The following is a 15,471-nucleotide window of genomic DNA, read 5'->3' on the forward strand; positions in this document are numbered from 1 at the left end:
GTCATCGAGCATGACCAAGCCGCGCCCGAAGATCGACAACGTCAATCGCGGGTTCTGGGAGAACGCGCGCGACGGGAAGCTCTCCGTGCAGCAGTGCGACGCCTGCGCGGACCGGCATTATCCAGGCTCGCCCGTCTGCCCGAAATGCCTTTCGGAAAGCCAGTCCTGGGTGCCCGTTTCGGGCCGCGGCACGCTGCTCTCTTGGGTGCGGTTCCACCGCGCCTATTGGGACAGCTTTCGTGAGGAGCTGCCCTATCTCGTCTGCCTCGTCGGCCTGGAGGAGGGACCGCTCCTCGTCAGCAATCTTCTGGGCGGCGAGCCCGGCGATACGGCGATCGGATCGGCGGTCGAGGTCGTGTTCGAGACGGTGGATGACGAGCTGACCCTGCCGAAGTTCCGCTTCGCAGGCTGATCCGGCCCAGAAGGCGCGCCAAGCGCCCGGGCCTCCATGGGAGGAACGATTGCATGAAGCGCCTGATCCTGATGGCCGCGCTGGTCCTGTCCAGCATCGCGTCCGCACCGGCCCAGACGCCGGACCGCGCGAGCACGCTGCGCGTGGTGGTGCACGCCAATCTCCAGATCCTCGATCCGGTCTGGACCACGGCCTTCATCACCAACCGGCACGGCTATCTCATCTACGACACGCTTTATGCGCTGAACTCGCGTTTCGAGCCGCAGCCGCAGATGGCCGAGGGACATGAGGTGCTGGAGGATGGCCTCGTCTATCGCATCCGCCTGCGTGACGGCCTGCGCTTTCACGACGGCGCCCCGGTCCGCTCGGCCGACGTGCTGGCCTCGCTGCGGCGATGGATGGCGCGCGACTCCATGGGCCAGCGCCTGGCCTCCGTCACGGCAAGCCTGGACGCGGTGGACGAACGGACCTTCGAGATCCGCCTGAAGGAGCGTTATGGCCTGGTGATCGAGACGCTCGCGAAGGCGGCCAGCCCGGCTTACATCATGCCGGAGCGCATCGCCCTGACGCCGCCGATGACGCAGATCACCGAGACGATCGGCTCGGGCCCCTTCATCTTCGTGCGCGACGAATGGCGCCCCGGCAACCGCGTCGTCTATCGCCGCAATCCCGACTACATGCCGCGCGCCGAGCCGGCCGACTACATGGCCGGCGGCAAGCGCCCGCTGATGGAGCGCATCGAGTGGCTCTACATCCCCGACCAGAACACGGCGCTGGCCGCGCTCAACGCCGGGGAGATCGACTATTACGAGGCGCCGCCGCTGGACTTCATCGCGAGCCTGGAGCGCAACCGCAACATCCGCATCGTCGAGATCGACCAGCTCGGCACTCAGGGCCTGATCCGCGCCAACCAGCTCTTCCCGCCCTTCAACGATCCGCGCGCGCGCCAGGCCGTCGCGCATCTGGTCCGGCAGGAGGACTATATGCGGGTCGTCGTGGGCAATCCGCGGCTGTACCGCAACTTCTGCGGCGCCTTCTTCCAGTGCGGCTCGGGCAATGACACCGCCGTCGGCAGCGAGCCCTTCCGTCAGCCCAATGTCGAGCGCGCGCGGCAGCTGCTGCGCGAGGCGGGCTATAACGGCGAGCGCATCGTGGTCATGCAGCCCACCGACCGCGCGCAGTACAACGCCGCCACCATGGTGCTGATCCAGAGCTTGCGGCGGGCCGGTGTGAACGTCGACGTGCAGGCGATGGACTGGAGCACGCTGCTGTCCCGCCGCGCCAATCGCAATCCGCCGGACCAGGGTGGCTATCACCTCTTCATCACGACCCATGGCGGACCGGATACGGCGATGCCCGTCTCCAACACCTGGTTCAACTCACGCTGCGATCGCGCCAATCCCGGCTGGGCCTGCGACATGGAGCTCGACGCCATGGTCGGCGAATGGTCGCGCGAGGCCGATCCGGCGGCGCGCCGGCCGATCCTGGAGCGCATCCACCGCCGCGCCTGGGAATCGCTGCCCTATATTCCCTTCGGTCAGTACACCCAGCCCATCGCGGTGCGCGCGAACGTCCAGGGGATCGTGGCGGCGGGCATGCCGGTCTATTGGAACATCGAGAAGCGCTGATGTTCTCCTATGTCGCGCGGCGGGTGCTGGCCACCATTCCCGTCCTGGGGGTCGTGGCGGTCATCGTCTTCCTCATGCTCCGGCTGAGCCCGGGAGACCCGGCGGCGATCATCGCCGGCGACAACGCCACCGCGGATGACATCCTGATGATCCGCGAACAGCTCGGCCTCGACCGGCCGATGGTCGAGCAGTTCGTGCAATGGCTGTGGCAGCTGCTGGGCGGGGATCTGGGCAATTCCATCTACCTCCAGCGCCCGGTGCTCGGATTGATCCTGGAGCGGGTGGAGCCCACTCTGGCGCTGGCCCTCACCACCCTGGGCTTCGCCATGCTGCTAGCCATCCCCATGGGCGTGCTGGCCGCCTGGCGCGCCGGTTCGTGGGTGGACCAGACCATCATGGCGCTCTCGGTGCTCGCCTTCTCCGTGCCGGTCTTCCTGATCGGCTATGGTCTGGTGATCGGCCTGTCGCTGACGCTGGAATGGCTGCCCGTCCAGGGCTTCGTGAGTCTCGCCGAGGATCCCCTCCAGTTCGCGCGGCATCTGGTATTGCCCACCATTGCCCTCGGCCTCGTCTATACCGCGTTGCTGGCCCGCATCACGCGGGCGACCATGCTGGAGACGCTGAGCGAGGACTTCATCCGCACCGCCCGCGCCAAGGGGCTGGGCGAGCCGCGCGTGCTCATCCTCCACGCGCTGAAGAACGCCTCGGTGCCCATCGTGACGACCATCGGCACAGGTCTCGCGCTGCTGATCGGCGGCGTGGTGGTGACGGAGAGTGTCTTCGCCATTCCCGGCATCGGCCGCCTCACCATCGAGGCCGTGCTGCAGCGGGACTATCCGGTGATCCAGGGCGTCATCCTCGTCATCGCGGCCGTCTATGTCTTCGTGAACCTGGCGATCGACCTCGCCTATCCGCTGCTTGACCCGAGGATCCGCTTCTGATGAGCGCGACGACCCTCCATCCGGCCGAGGCCATCCCTCGCCGGCGCGCCGTCCTGCTGCGCCGCATCCGCCGCCAGCCCTTGCCCGCCTTGGGCGCGATCCTGCTCGTGGCACTGGTGGTCACCGCCATCGCCGCGCCCTGGATCACGACCCACGATCCCTTCGAGATGAACGTTGTCGACCGTCTTCAGCCACCCGGCGAGGACTACTGGTTCGGCACCGACGCCTTTGGGCGCGACATCCTGAGCCGCACCCTGCACGGCGGGCGCGTCTCCCTGGCCATCGGCCTCTCGGTCGCGGCGGCGAGCACGGGCATCGGCCTGGTGATCGGCGTGATCGCCGGATACTTCCGCACGGCCGACGCCATCCTGATGCGCATCATGGACGGGCTGATGGCCATCCCCGGCATCCTGCTCGCCATCGGGTTGATGTCGGTGACGCGGGCGAGCATCGGCGTGGTCATCGTCGCCATCACCATTCCCGAGATTCCGCGCGTGGTGCGCCTGGTGCGGGCCGTCGTCCTGACGGTGCGCGAGCAGGTCTATATCGAGGCGGCGAGCGCCATCGGCACGCGCTTCCCGCGGCTCATGTGGAAGCACATCCTGCCCAATACGCTCGCGCCACTCATCGTGCAGGCGACCGATATCGCGGCTTCGGCGGTGCTGGTGGAATCCTATCTCAGCTTCCTGGGCGTCGGCACGCCGCCGGAGATTCCGAGCTGGGGCAACATCATCTCCGAAGGGCGGCTCTACGTGCAGATCGCCTTCTGGAACATTCTCTTCCCGAGCTTGTTCCTGGGAATGATGGTGCTCTCCATCAACATCCTGGGCGACGGGTTGCGCGACATGCTCGACCCTCGCCTGGCGCGGCGGCTGTGATGGAAGCGCCGATACTCGCCATCGAGGGACTGCGTACGGAATTCGCCACCGGGGAAGGTCCGCCGCGCATCGCCGTGAACGACCTGTCGCTGACCGTTCGGCGCGGCGAGACGCTGTGCATTGTGGGCGAATCCGGTTGCGGCAAGAGCCTCACCGCCTTGTCGATCCTGCGGCTGCTGCCGCGCCCCTATGGGCGCATCGGCGCGGGGCGCATCCTCCTCGACGGGCAGGACCTCGCGAAGGTCTCCGATGCGGAGATGCGCGCCATCCGAGGCCGCGCCATCTCCATGATCTTCCAGGAGCCGATGAGCAGCCTGAACCCGGTGCTGACCGTGGGCCGGCAGATCGCCGAGACCGTGATGGTGCATGAGGGGCTCGGCTGGGGCGCCTGTATGGACCGCGCGCTGGAGATGCTGAAGCAGGTCCGCATCCCCGAGCCGCAGCGCCGGCTGCACGAGTATCCGCACCAGCTCTCCGGGGGAATGCGCCAGCGCGTGATTATCGCCATGGCCCTGGCCTGCCGGCCGCGACTGCTGCTGGCGGACGAGCCGACGACGGCGCTGGACGTCACCATTCAGGCGCAGATCCTCGATCTCGTCCGTGAGCTGCAGCAGGAGACGGGGACGGCGGTCATCCTCATCACGCATGATCTCGGCGTCGTCGCGGAAATGGCCGAGCGCGTTCTCGTCATGTATGCGGGCCACAAGGTCGAGGAAGGCAGCGTCGAGGAGATCTTCGACGCGCCGACCCATCCCTATACGCGCGGCCTGATGGCGGCGATGCCCGCATCTGGGCGGTAGTGGCGAGGGGCCCCGTGGCCGGCTGAACGAGATTCCCGGCGTGGTGCCGGCGCTGAATGCGCGCCCCGCGGGCTGCTCCTTCGCGCCGCGCTGCGGGCTCGCTTTGGATCGCTGCCGCGCCGAGACGCCGCCGCTGACCTCGGCCGGTGGGACGCATGCGGCGGCCTGCTGGGTGACCGCATGATCCCCGTCCTGCAGGTCGAGGGCCTGGTGAAGCATTACGGCATCGCCGGCGGCTTCCTCGGCCGTGCCGTCGCGCAGGTCCGCGCCGTGGACGGCATCAGCTTCGCCATCGCGCCCGGCGAGACGCTGGGCCTCGTGGGCGAGAGCGGCTGCGGGAAGTCCACCGTCGGCAAGGCGGTGCTGCGCCTGGTGGAGCCGAGCGCGGGGCGGATCGTGCTCGAGGGGGAGGACATCACCCGCCTCGGCCGCTCCGCGATGATCGAGAAGCGCAAGCGAATACAGGTCATTTTCCAGGACCCCTATTCCTCGCTGAATCCGCGCATGACGGCGGGCGATATCGTGCAGGAGCCGCTGGTCAATTTCCGCATGGGCACAGCGGCCGAGCAGCGCGAGCGCGTGGGCGCGCTCTTCGCACGCGTGGGATTGCGGGCGGATCAGCGCGCGCTTTACCCGCATGAATTCTCCGGCGGGCAGCGCCAGCGCCTGGGCATCGCCCGCGCGCTGGCGCTGGGGCCCAGCGTGATCATCGGCGACGAGCCGGTCTCGGCGCTGGACGTCTCGGTGCAGGCGCAGGTCATCAACCTGATGGTGGAGTTGCAGGAGGAGCTGGGGCTCAGCTATCTCTTCGTGGCGCATGACCTCGGCGTGGTGGAGCATATCAGCCATCGGGTGGCGGTGATGTATCTGGGCAAGATCGTCGAGATCGGGCCGCGCAAATCGCTCTTCGAGGCGCCGCGCCATCCCTATACCGAGGCGCTGCTCGCCGCGGTGCCGGTCGCGCATCCGCGCCTGCGCCGCAAGCGCGCGGTGCTGAAGGGCGACGTTCCCAGCCCGATCAACCCGCCGCCGGGCTGCCGCTTCCACACCCGCTGCCCCATCGCGGTGCCGCGTTGCCGCGAGGCCGAGCCGCCGCTCGTGGCCGACGGCGCTGGACATGCCGTGGCCTGCCATCTACGCGCGCCGGCATGACCCTCAAGCCCCGTCCGCCCAAGCCTCACGCAAAGATCCGCATCGAGGAGGTCGCGCGCGCCGCCGGCGTCTCCGCCGCCACCGTTTCGCGCGCGCTGAACAATCCGCATCTCGTGAGCAAGGAGCTGCGGCAGAAGGTCGAGAAGGTCACGACCCGCCTGGGCTATGTCGCGCATGGCGCGGCGCGGGCACTGGCCTCGCGCCGTTCCCGCGCGCTGGGGGCGGTGGTGCCCACCTTGTCCAACACGATCTTCTCGGATGCCATCGGCGCCTTCCAGCGGCGCCTGGAGGCCGAGAACTATACCATGCTGCTCGCGACCTTCGACTATGACGCCGAGGTCGAGTTCCGCAACGTGCGCACCATGATCGAGCGCGGGGTGGATGGGCTGATGCTGGTCGGCGTCACCCATGGCAAGCCGCTCTACGACCTCCTCGCGAGCTCGGGCGTGCCCTTCGTGCAAACCTGGGCCCCGGCCAGGACCAGCCCCCATCCGACGATCGGCTACGACAATGCGGCGCTGACGCGCATGGTGGTGGATCACCTGGTCGGCCTCGGCCATACGGAGATCGGCATCGTCGCAGGTGTCGCCATGAACAACGATCGCGTGCGGGCGCGGCTGGTCGGGATGCGGGCGGCGATGCGGCGGCATAAGCTGCCTTTGCCGGCCAGCCGTATCGTCTTCACGGAATATCGCATCGACGCCGCGCGCGCGGCCTTTCGCGAGATGCAGCAGCGCGGCCCGATGCCCACCGCGCTCATCGCCAATAACGACATCGTGGCGATGGGGCTGATGCTGGAGGCGCAGTCGCAGGGGATCCGCGTGCCGCGCCAGCTCTCCATCGTGGGCGTCGGCGACCTGGAGATGGCGGCGCATTTCCACCCGCCGCTGACCACCATCCGCACGCCCAAGCAGACCATCGGCACGCTGGCGGCGGAATATCTGCTCGCGCGCATCCACGACCGGCCGGTCAGCCTGCCGCCCGAGCTTCCCCTCGAACTGGTTGTGCGCGGCACGACCGCCCCGCCGCAGATCCGTAAGGACAGGACCGCATGACGAATTCCGAGACCAAAGGCCCGCTGCCCCGCCAGGACGCGGCGCATCTGCCCGGCATGCTGCAAGGGCTGCGCGTCATCGAGGTGGCGGACGAGACGGGCGAGTATGTGGGGCTCACCCTCGCCGGGCTCGGCGCCGAGGTGATCAAGATGGAAGCGCTTTCAGGCGCGCCGACACGCCATATCGGCCCCTTTCTGGACGACGTGCCGGGCCCGGAGCGGTCGCTGCATTTCTGGAACTACAACCGAGGCAAGCGCTCCGTCGTGGCGGAACTCGATACGCCGGAGGGCGCGGCCGATCTGCGCCGGCTGCTCGCCTCGGCCGATATCCTCGTGGATGCCAGCGGCGGCGCGGTGGCCCGTGCGCTGGGGGTCGAGCCCAAGGCGATCGCCGCCCTCTTTCCCGGGCTGATCGCGGCCCGGATCACGCCCTTCGGCGATCATGGCCCCTGGAAGGACCACAAGGCGTCCGACCTCGTGCATCTCGCCCTCGGCGGGATCATGATGAATTGTGGGTATGACCCCGATCCGGCGCGGCATTACGACCTGCCGCCGATCGCGCCGCAGCTCTGGCACGCCTATCACATCGCGGGCGACCAGGCGGTGGTGGGCATCCTCGCCGCGCTGATCCACCGCCTGCACACGGGCGAGGGCCAGGATATCGGCCTGGCGATCCACGACGCCGTGTCCAAGAACACCGAGCTCGACGTCATGTCCTGGGTGATGCGCCACGCGCCGCTGTATCGCCAGACCTGCCGCCACGCCATCGAGAACCCGACGCATGTTCCCTCCATCGGTCACACGAAGGACGGCCGCTGGTACATCGCCGCTGGCGTCTCCGTGCGCGACCAGACGAACCTCGTGCCCTATCTGGCGAAATACGGCATGCAGGCGGATCTCGCGATGCCGGGGCCCGAGGCGGATACGCGCGCGCGCAACGTCCCCGGCTCGGGCGCCAGTGACGAGGGCAAAGCCCATGTGTCGGAGATCGTGCAGCGCTTCATCCGCTCCTATCGCTACGAGACCATGCCCTGGCGCGAGGCGCAGGATGCCGGGCTGCTCTGGGCGCCGCTGCGCAAGCCGCAGGAGAATGTCGCCGACGTCCACTGGCAGACGCGCGGCACCTTCGCCGAGATCGAGCATCCCGAGCATGGCCGCAGCTTCCACTACCCGGTGAGCCGATGGCTCTCGACGGAGACCAACTGGCAGGCCGGGCGCCGCGCGCCACTGCTGGGCGAGGACACCGACGCGGTCCTGGCCACGGCGAAGCCGCGCGTCGCGAAGCAGCCCGCACGCCCGCGCGCGGCGACGGCGCCAAAGTTGTCGGGCTGGGGGAAGCCCTTTCCGCTGCAGGGCGTGCGGATCTTCGACTTCTCCTGGTTCCTCGCCTCGGCCGGCGGCACGCGCTTCGCCGCCGCGCTGGGTGCCGACGTCATCAAGGTGGAGTGGAAGGCCAATCCGGACACACGCCTGGCCGCCATGTCGCCCGTCGGCGGACGGGAGGCGCGCCGGGCCGCGACGGCGCCGCTCAAGGGCGTCACGGATTCCGATATGGGCGGGCAGTTCAACAACAAGAATTCCGGCAAGAGCGGCCTGTCGCTCAATATCCGCCACCCCAAGGGCCTGGAGATCGCGCGCCGGCTCATCGCGCAGTCCGACGTGGTGGCCGAAGGCTTCTCGCCCGGCGTGCTGCAGCGCCTCGGCCTCGGCTACGACAAGCTGACCGAGTTGCGGCCGGACATGATCTACGTCCAGCAATCCGGCATGGGCGGCGTGGGCACCTATGGGCGCTTCCGCACCATCGGCCCGGTGGCGGCGGCCTTCGCCGGCACCTCGGAGATGTCGGGCCTGCCGGAACCGGCGATGCCCGCGGGCTGGGGCTATTCCTTCCTCGACTGGATCGGCGCCTACAGCTTCGCCACGGCCATCCTGGGCGCGCTGTATCACCGCGATGTTACCGGCAAGGGGCAGTGGATCGACAGCTCGCAATGCGAGTCCGGCATCTTCCTCGGTGGCGTTCCCGTGCTGGATTGGTCGGCGAACGGGCGCATCTGGTCGCGCATCGGCAATCGCTCGCCCTATAAGCCGGCCGCGCCGCACGGCGCCTATCGCTGCGCGGGGACCGATCGGTGGATCGCCATCGCCTGCTTCGACCAGGCGGATTGGCAGGCCTTGGCGCGCGCGGCCGGACATCCGGGCTGGCTCGCCGATCCACGCTTCGCCACGCTCGAGAGCCGGCTGTTGCACCAGGACGCGCTCGATGCCGCCGTCACGCAATGGACGGTCGGACAGGACGCCTATGCCGCCATGGAGGCGCTGCAGAAGGCGGGCGTGGCCGCCGGCGTCTGCCAGAACGCGGAGGATCGCTGCGAGCGGGATCCGCAGCTCGCCGCGCTGAACTGGTTCACCGAGGTGACGGGCACGAAGATCGGCCGCTGGCCGGTGACCGAGCTGCCCATGAAGCTCGCCGCCACGCCGCCCTATAGCGGCGGCCTCATCGACCGCGGCGCGCCGGGCTATGGCGAGGACAATGCGCGCATCCTCGGCGAGATGCTGGGCTATTCGGCGGAGCAGGTCGCGGCCCTCGCGGAGGAGGGTGTCCTCTGAATGGGCGAGGTGGTCTTCATCGGCGACATCCATCGCCAGTGGCACCATGTGGTTCGCGGCCTGGCGGGGCTGGAGCAAAAGCCCGCGGTGGCCGTGCTGCTCGGCGACATGGAGTGCGACCGCCCGCTCGACGAGGTGGCGGCGCCGCTGCTCGATGCGGGCATCGACGTCCGCTGGATCTGGGGCAACCACGATTACGACGGCGGCCCGCAGATGTGGGCAAACCTGACCGACCCCGCGCTCAACCCACGCACCTGCGGCGGCGCGCTGAATGCCCGCGTGGTGGAGATCGGCGGGCTGCGCATCGCGGGCCTCGGCGGCACCTTTCGGCGCCGCGTCTGGGAGCCGCCGCATCCGCGCCGGCTGCACGGCCGCGCGGAGCTGGCAGCCGATGTCGCCACGCTCGGCGCGGACTGGACGGAGGCGCAGCGTGCCGCGATGGCGGATGCGCTCGGCGCCATGGCCATTTGGCCCGAGGATTACGACACCCTCGTCGGCCTGCGCGCCGATGTGCTGGTGACGCATGAGGCGCCCTCCAGCCATCCACAGGGCTTCGCCATGATCGACGGGCTGGCCCGTGCCATGGGCGCGCGGCTGCTGGTCCATGGTCACCACCATGTCGGCTACCGCGCCCGGGCCGAGGATGGCCTGGAAGTCCAGGGCGTGGGCGCGGGCTGGGCCATGGGGCTCGACGGCAGGACCTGGTGGCCCGGTGAAGCCGATCGCTGGCTCGGGGCTTTCCCCAAGCCCTGGCGATCCACCTAGAACAGGAAACAGGGACGATGCGAAACACGGATCCGAAGGGCAGGGCGGTCGTCACCGGCATCCTTCCCCGAAGAACGCTGCTGCGATCCCTCGGTACGGCGCCGCTGGCGATCGGCGGGGCGCGGGCGCAATCCGCCTATCCCGACCGACCGATCCGCGTGATCGTGCCCTATGCGGCGGGCGGGGGAACCGACGTCACTGCAAGGGCCGCCACCCAGCGCCTCACGACCGAGCTCGGCCAGCAGATGCCGGTGGACAACCGCACCGGGGCCAATACGGCCATCGCGGCCGAATATGTCGCGCGGTCGCGGCCGGATGGGCACACGCTCTTCGTCTCCGGCTCGACGACCTTCGTGCTGCTGCCTTTGCTGAGCCAGCGGCTGCCCTTCCGGCCCGGCGATTTCGCGCCAGTCTCGCAGCTCACGCGCTTCCCCATGGCCTGTGTGGTGAACAGCACGGTGCAGGGCGGCTTCCCCGAGATCGTCGCGCGCATCCAGCGCGCGCCGTCCGAGTTCCTCTACGCCCATACCGGCATCGGCAGCTCCGGACACCTGATGGGCGAGCGGCTGTTCATGAACCATGGGCTGCGCCTCACCTCGGTGCCCTACCGCGGTTTCGCGCCGACGCTGGTCGATATGATGGCCGGGCAGATCCCCATGACCTTCGAATCCGTGCCGGCCGTGATGCCCTTCCATCGCGACGGGCGCGTGCGCATCGTGGCCGTCAGCAGTCCCGAGCGATGGCCGGCCCTGCCCGACGTCCCGACCTTCCGCGAGCTCGGCTATGGCTCGATGGCCTTCCACGGCTGGTTCGGCATGGTGGCGCCTGCGGGCACGCCGGCGGCCATCGTCGATCGGCTCTCGCAGGCCGTCGCGAAGATCAGCGCCGATCCGGGCTATCGCGCCGCGATCGACGCGACGGGCCAGCAGGTCGTGCACAATTCGCCGGAGGACTTCGCCTCGCTCATCGCCGAGGAGACCGGCGAATGGCGCAAGGTGATCGAGCCCCTGAACATCCGCCTCGATTGAGCCAGGAAGGGAGAACGACAATGCCCCAGACCCGACAGGGCCGCAGAAGCCTGCTGGTCGGCGCGGCCGGCGCCGCGCTCGCGACGCCGGCCTTGGCCCAGCGCGAATTTCCCACCCGGCCGATCCGCCTGATCGTGCCCTGGCTCGCCAGTGCCGCGGCCGATATCCAGCTGCGCGGCCTGGTCCAGGTGGCGACGCGCTATCTCGGCCAGCCCATCATCATCGAGAACCGCGCGGGGGCGAGCGGAATCCTGGGGGCACAGCTTCTCGCCAACGAGGCGCAGGGCGACGGCTATCTGCTCACGCAGATGCACAATTCGGCCCTGCGCGTGCCCTTCATGATGCCGCGCGCGCCCTATGACGTGCAGCGGGATTTCAGCTTCGTCATTCGCCTCGTCGGCTATTCCTACGGCGTCGTCGTGCGGCCGGATTCGCCCTGGCGGACGTGGCAGCAATTCGTCGATCACGTGAAGGCCAACCCCGGCAAGGTCAGCTTCGGCACGGCGGGCGTGGGCACCACGCAGCATGTCGCGATGGAGCAGGTGGCGCGCATCGCGGGGCTCGACTGGGTGCACGTGCCCTTCCGCGGCGGCGGCGACGACGTGCAGGCGCTGCTGGGCGGCAATCTCGACGCCGTCGCCTCCTCCAGCCTCTGGGCCGAGATGGTGCAGAACGGCCAGCTGCGCCTGCTCGTCTCCTTCGGCGAGGAGCGCATCCGCCGCTTCCCGCAGACGCCGACCCTGCGCGAAAGCGGCCTCGACGTCGCTCATACCTCGCCCTATGGGCTGGTCGGGCCGAAGAACATGGATCCCGGCATCATGCGTGTGCTGCACGACGCGCTGCACCGCGCGCTGACGGATCCCGAGCATCAGGCCCTGATCGCGCGGATGGACATGCCGCTCGCCTATCTCAACAGCGCCGACTACGCCGCGAGTATCCCCGCGACGCTGGAGGAGCAGCGGATCATCGTCCGCGACGTGGGGCTGCGGATGTGAGGGAGAGCGACATGAACGATATCAAGGTTCTGGCCAGTGGCCTCGGTTTCCCCGAGGGGCCGGTGGTCATGAAGGACGGCTCCGTCGTCTTCGTGGAGCTGAACGGCGGCAAGGTGTCGCGCGTCGATGCGCAGGGCGTCTATTCCGTGCTCGGCCCGACGGGGGGCGGGCCGAACGGCCTCGCGCGTGGGCCGGACGGCATGCTCTACCTCTGCAACAACGGCGGCAGCCACTACGAGCCCGGCCACTTCGCGGGGCAGGGCCCCTCGCGCGACTATAAGGGCGGCTCCATCGAGCGCGTCGATCCCGCGACGGGGGCGCGCACCACGCTCTACACGGAATGCGACGGCCACCGGCTGGCCGCGCCGAACGACCTCGTCTTCGACCGGCAGGGGGGCTTCTACTTCACCGACCTGGGCAAGCGCCGCAAGCGCGACCGTGACCATGGCGGGCTCTACTACGCGCTGCCCGACGGCTCGATGATCCGGGAGCTCGCTTTCCCGGTTCTCTCGCCCAACGGCGTCGGCCTCTCGCCCGACGAGCGGACGCTCTATGTCGCGGACACCGAGACGGCGCGCCTCTGGGCCTTCGACATCGAGGCGCCGGGGGTGATCCGCAGGGAGGGCTTCCCCTCGCCGCATGGCGGGCGCTGCGTCGTGACCATGCCGGGATTCTCGCGCTTCGACAGCCTGGCCGTGGAGGCCTCGGGCAATATCGCCGTGGCGACGCTGCTGGCCGGCACCGTCACGGTGATCGCGCCCGATGGACGCATCCTGCGCGAGGTGCGGATGCCGGACACGCATCCGACGAATATCTGCTTCGGCGGAGCCGATATGCGGACGGCCTATGTGACCCTCTCGCGCAAGGGCGATCTGGTGGCGCTGCCCTGGCCGGAGGCCGGCCTCCGCCTCAACTTCCAGGAGTGAGGCGCGCGGTTCAGGATTCGCCGTAGCTCGCGATCTCGATCAGGTTCCCATCGGGATCGCGGCAATAGACCGAGGTGATGGAGCCCAGCGCGCCGTCCTTCGCGACAGGGCCCTGCTCCACCGTCACGCCGCAGCTGTGCAGGTGCTCGATCACCTGCGGCGCCGTGGTGGTCACGATGAAGCACAGGTCCTGGCTGCCCGGGGCGGCCGCCGTCCCGCTCCACCACTCGGCCTGCGTGGCCTCGACGGGCCGGAGGTTGATCTTCTGCCCGCCGAAGCGGACGGCCGTTCGGTTGTGCGGGCCGAAATCCGCACGCTCCATCCCCAGCACGCGCTGGTACCAGGCCGCGCTGATCTCCACGTCCTTCACGGTCACCACAAGGTGGTCGAGGCGATCGACGGCGAAGCGCATGGGCTACTGCTCTCCTGAGCGGGAGGGCCGCCGGCGCGAAGGCGCCGGAGACCCGAATCCCGCGATCATACGATACCTAGCGGCGACGCCGCGCGGTGACCTGGATCTCGATGCGCATGGCATCGGTCTGCAGATTGGCATGGATCAGCGTCGAAGCGGGCTTCGCCACGCCGAAATACTTCTTCACGACCGGCCAGCAGGGCTCCCAGTCCTCGCGCCGGGGCACGATGAAGAGCACTTGTACCACGTCGTCGAGCGTGGCGTCGGCCTGCTTCAGCGCGGCTGCGATGTTGAGGAAGGTCTGCTCGCACTGGCCGACCACGTCCTCGACGATGGTCATCTTCGCATAGTCGTAGCCGGTGGTGCCGGAGACGAAGATGTCGTCCCCATCCACCACGGCGCGCGAATAGCCGATCTCCTCCTCGAAGCGGGAGCCGGAGGAGATGAGGCGTCGGGTCATCGGATCAGGCTCCTGAGGGTTTGGTGAGCGCGGCGGTGAGCCGCCGGACGAAGGGCAGCACGACCAGCAGCGTCGGGAAACCGATGATCCAGGACGAACCCCAGGCCAGCGGCCAGGCGAAGAGCGCCTCGCGGGTGATCCCCAGCGCGAGCAGGGTGGAGACGCCCGAGATGACGCAGGTCATCAGGATGGAGAGCAGGAAGGGCAGCACGATCCCCGCATAGCGGGCGGGGATCCTCCAGTGGGAAGTGGGGCGCGCCAAGGCGGGCCGGCCCCTATTCGAGCCCCTCGTAGAAATCATTGCCCTTGTCGTCCATCACGATGAAGGCCGGGAAGTCCACGACCTCGATCCGCCAGACCGCCTCCATGCCGAGCTCGGGATATTCCAGCACCTCGACCTTCTTGATGCAGTCCTGCGCGAGGCGGGCCGCCGGCCCGCCGACGGAGCCGAGGTAGAAGCCGCCATAGGTCTTGCAGGCGTTCAGCACGGCCTTGCTGCGATTGCCCTTGGCCAGCATCACCAGCGAGCCGCCGGCCTTCTGGAAGGCCTCGACATAGCTGTCCATGCGCCCGGCCGTGGTGGGGCCGAAGCTGCCGGTGGCCATGCCCGTCGGCGTCTTGGCGGGGCCGGCGTAATAGACCGGGTGGTTCTTGAGGTATTCGGGCAGGCCCAGCCCGGCCTCGATCCGCTCCTGCAGCTTGGCGTGCGCGATGTCGCGCGCGACCACGATGGTGCCGTTGAGCGCGACGCGGGTCTTCACCGGATGCTTCGAGAGCTCGGCGCGGATGGCGTCCATCGGCTGGTTGAGGTCGATGGTGACGACCTCGCCGCCCGAGATCGTCTCGGAATGCTCGGGCAGGTACTGGGCGGGATCGTGCTCCAGCTCTTCCAGGAACACGCCCTCGGCGGTGATCTTCGCCTTGATCTGCCGGTCGGCCGAGCAGGAGACGCCGATGCCGATCGGCAGCGAAGCCCCGTGACGGGGGAGCCGGACCACCCGCACGTCATGGCAGAAATACTTGCCGCCGAACTGCGCGCCGATGCCGAGGTTCTGGGTGAGCTTGTGGATCTCCTGCTCGAGCTCCGGATCGCGGATCGCATGGCCCGCCTTGCTGCCGGTCGTGGGCAGCTCGTCCAGATACTTGGTGGAGGCCAGCTTCACCGACTTCAGCGTCGTCTCGGCGCTGGTGCCGCCGATGACCACCGCCAGGTGGTAGGGCGGGCAGGCGGAGGTGCCGAGCGTCTTCACCTTCTCCTCGATGAAGGCCAGCAGCTTGGCCTTGTTCAGCACCGCGCGCGTCTGCTGGTAGAGGAAGGTCTTGTTGGCCGACCCGCCGCCCTTCAGCACGAACATCAGGTGCATCTCGTCGGCCTTGTAGTCGCCGGGATTGGCCAGGATGGTGAACTCGACC

The 15,471-nt window shown here is 68.8% G+C and carries 17 protein-coding genes; 13 read left to right on the plus strand and 4 right to left on the minus strand.

Going from position 1 to position 15,471, the window contains the following annotated elements:
- The first annotated feature begins 10 nt into the window (after positions 1-10).
- From ACO057_RS13770 to ACO057_RS13830, 13 genes are read left to right on the plus strand one after another with little or no spacing between them, the layout of a single operon-like run.
- A complete protein-coding gene (locus ACO057_RS13770; protein WP_421992648.1) occupies positions 11-412 on the plus strand; it encodes a Zn-ribbon domain-containing OB-fold protein in 402 nt (133 codons plus the stop codon).
- Between the two features lie 53 nt (positions 413-465).
- Positions 466-2,040, plus strand: coding sequence for an ABC transporter substrate-binding protein (locus tag ACO057_RS13775; RefSeq protein ID WP_421992650.1), 1,575 nt, complete (start codon positions 466-468; stop codon positions 2,038-2,040).
- Positions 2,040-2,981 (plus strand): ABC transporter permease, encoded by a 942-nt coding sequence (locus tag ACO057_RS13780; protein ID WP_421992652.1) that lies wholly within the window; start codon positions 2,040-2,042, stop codon positions 2,979-2,981. The genes ACO057_RS13775 and ACO057_RS13780 overlap by 1 nt, the downstream gene beginning before the upstream one ends.
- Complete coding sequence (locus tag ACO057_RS13785; RefSeq protein WP_421992654.1) at positions 2,981-3,859, plus strand: ABC transporter permease; 879 nt, start codon at positions 2,981-2,983, stop codon at positions 3,857-3,859. The genes ACO057_RS13780 and ACO057_RS13785 overlap by 1 nt, the downstream gene beginning before the upstream one ends.
- The gene (locus tag ACO057_RS13790) at positions 3,859-4,659 is read left to right on the plus strand and encodes an ABC transporter ATP-binding protein (RefSeq protein WP_421992656.1); all 801 of its coding nucleotides are present in this window, start codon (positions 3,859-3,861) and stop codon (positions 4,657-4,659) included. The genes ACO057_RS13785 and ACO057_RS13790 overlap by 1 nt, the downstream gene beginning before the upstream one ends.
- A gap of 43 nt (positions 4,660-4,702) precedes the next feature.
- On the plus strand, positions 4,703-4,843 hold the full coding sequence (locus ACO057_RS13795; protein WP_421992658.1) for a hypothetical protein: 141 nt from the start codon (positions 4,703-4,705) through the stop codon (positions 4,841-4,843).
- A complete protein-coding gene (locus tag ACO057_RS13800) occupies positions 4,840-5,811 on the plus strand; it encodes an ABC transporter ATP-binding protein (RefSeq protein ID WP_421992660.1) in 972 nt (323 codons plus the stop codon). The genes ACO057_RS13795 and ACO057_RS13800 overlap by 4 nt, the downstream gene beginning before the upstream one ends.
- Complete coding sequence (locus ACO057_RS13805; protein ID WP_421992662.1) at positions 5,808-6,866, plus strand: LacI family DNA-binding transcriptional regulator; 1,059 nt, start codon at positions 5,808-5,810, stop codon at positions 6,864-6,866. The genes ACO057_RS13800 and ACO057_RS13805 overlap by 4 nt, the downstream gene beginning before the upstream one ends.
- A complete protein-coding gene (locus ACO057_RS13810; protein WP_421992664.1) occupies positions 6,863-9,472 on the plus strand; it encodes a CoA transferase in 2,610 nt (869 codons plus the stop codon). Before ACO057_RS13805 ends, ACO057_RS13810 begins: the two co-directional genes overlap by 4 nt.
- On the plus strand, positions 9,473-10,237 hold the full coding sequence (locus ACO057_RS13815; RefSeq protein ID WP_421992666.1) for a metallophosphoesterase family protein: 765 nt from the start codon (positions 9,473-9,475) through the stop codon (positions 10,235-10,237).
- Between the two features lie 17 nt (positions 10,238-10,254).
- Positions 10,255-11,265: a Bug family tripartite tricarboxylate transporter substrate binding protein gene (locus tag ACO057_RS13820; protein ID WP_421992668.1), complete on the plus strand. Its 1,011-nt coding sequence runs from the start codon at positions 10,255-10,257 to the stop codon at positions 11,263-11,265.
- 20 nt (positions 11,266-11,285) lie between these two features.
- A complete protein-coding gene (locus ACO057_RS13825) occupies positions 11,286-12,260 on the plus strand; it encodes a tripartite tricarboxylate transporter substrate binding protein (RefSeq protein WP_421992670.1) in 975 nt (324 codons plus the stop codon).
- A gap of 11 nt (positions 12,261-12,271) precedes the next feature.
- A complete protein-coding gene (locus ACO057_RS13830) occupies positions 12,272-13,186 on the plus strand; it encodes an SMP-30/gluconolactonase/LRE family protein (protein WP_421992672.1) in 915 nt (304 codons plus the stop codon).
- Positions 13,187-13,196: 10 nt separating this feature from the next.
- Here ACO057_RS13830 and ACO057_RS13835 read toward each other — a convergent pair whose 3' ends face one another.
- The 4 genes from ACO057_RS13835 to ACO057_RS13850 form a co-directional block, all read right to left on the minus strand.
- Positions 13,197-13,598 carry a VOC family protein gene (locus tag ACO057_RS13835; RefSeq protein ID WP_421992674.1) on the minus strand — a complete coding sequence of 134 codons (402 nt, stop codon included), beginning with the start codon at positions 13,596-13,598 and terminating at the stop codon, positions 13,197-13,199.
- A gap of 76 nt (positions 13,599-13,674) precedes the next feature.
- Positions 13,675-14,058, minus strand: coding sequence for a RidA family protein (locus tag ACO057_RS13840; protein ID WP_421992676.1), 384 nt, complete (start codon positions 14,056-14,058; stop codon positions 13,675-13,677).
- Positions 14,059-14,062: 4 nt separating this feature from the next.
- A complete protein-coding gene (locus tag ACO057_RS13845) occupies positions 14,063-14,320 on the minus strand; it encodes a DUF2798 domain-containing protein (RefSeq protein ID WP_421992678.1) in 258 nt (85 codons plus the stop codon).
- A gap of 13 nt (positions 14,321-14,333) precedes the next feature.
- A partial coding sequence (locus ACO057_RS13850) for a FumA C-terminus/TtdB family hydratase beta subunit (protein WP_421992680.1) occupies positions 14,334-15,471 on the minus strand: 1,138 nt, incomplete at its 5' end.

It is taken from the genome of Roseococcus sp. (assembly GCF_965227005.1).
In the GTDB taxonomy this organism is placed as follows: Bacteria; Pseudomonadota; Alphaproteobacteria; order Acetobacterales; family Acetobacteraceae; genus Roseococcus.

Bases quoted from the DNA above. Each gene is read 5' to 3' on its own strand.
- ACO057_RS13770 (WP_421992648.1), top strand. From the start codon at position 11: ATGACCAAGCCGCGCCCGAAGATCGACAACGTCAATCGCGGGTTCTGG.
- ACO057_RS13775 (WP_421992650.1), top strand. From the start codon at position 466: ATGAAGCGCCTGATCCTGATGGCCGCGCTGGTCCTGTCCAGCATCGCG.
- ACO057_RS13780 (WP_421992652.1), top strand. From the start codon at position 2,040: ATGTTCTCCTATGTCGCGCGGCGGGTGCTGGCCACCATTCCCGTCCTG.
- ACO057_RS13785 (WP_421992654.1), top strand. From the start codon at position 2,981: ATGAGCGCGACGACCCTCCATCCGGCCGAGGCCATCCCTCGCCGGCGC.
- ACO057_RS13790 (WP_421992656.1), top strand. From the start codon at position 3,859: ATGGAAGCGCCGATACTCGCCATCGAGGGACTGCGTACGGAATTCGCC.
- ACO057_RS13800 (WP_421992660.1), top strand. From the start codon at position 4,840: ATGATCCCCGTCCTGCAGGTCGAGGGCCTGGTGAAGCATTACGGCATC.
- ACO057_RS13805 (WP_421992662.1), top strand. From the start codon at position 5,808: ATGACCCTCAAGCCCCGTCCGCCCAAGCCTCACGCAAAGATCCGCATC.
- ACO057_RS13810 (WP_421992664.1), top strand. From the start codon at position 6,863: ATGACGAATTCCGAGACCAAAGGCCCGCTGCCCCGCCAGGACGCGGCG.
- ACO057_RS13815 (WP_421992666.1), top strand. From the start codon at position 9,473: ATGGGCGAGGTGGTCTTCATCGGCGACATCCATCGCCAGTGGCACCAT.
- ACO057_RS13820 (WP_421992668.1), top strand. From the start codon at position 10,255: ATGCGAAACACGGATCCGAAGGGCAGGGCGGTCGTCACCGGCATCCTT.
- ACO057_RS13825 (WP_421992670.1), top strand. From the start codon at position 11,286: ATGCCCCAGACCCGACAGGGCCGCAGAAGCCTGCTGGTCGGCGCGGCC.
- ACO057_RS13830 (WP_421992672.1), top strand. From the start codon at position 12,272: ATGAACGATATCAAGGTTCTGGCCAGTGGCCTCGGTTTCCCCGAGGGG.
- ACO057_RS13835 (WP_421992674.1), bottom strand. From the start codon at position 13,598: ATGCGCTTCGCCGTCGATCGCCTCGACCACCTTGTGGTGACCGTGAAG.
- ACO057_RS13840 (WP_421992676.1), bottom strand. From the start codon at position 14,058: ATGACCCGACGCCTCATCTCCTCCGGCTCCCGCTTCGAGGAGGAGATC.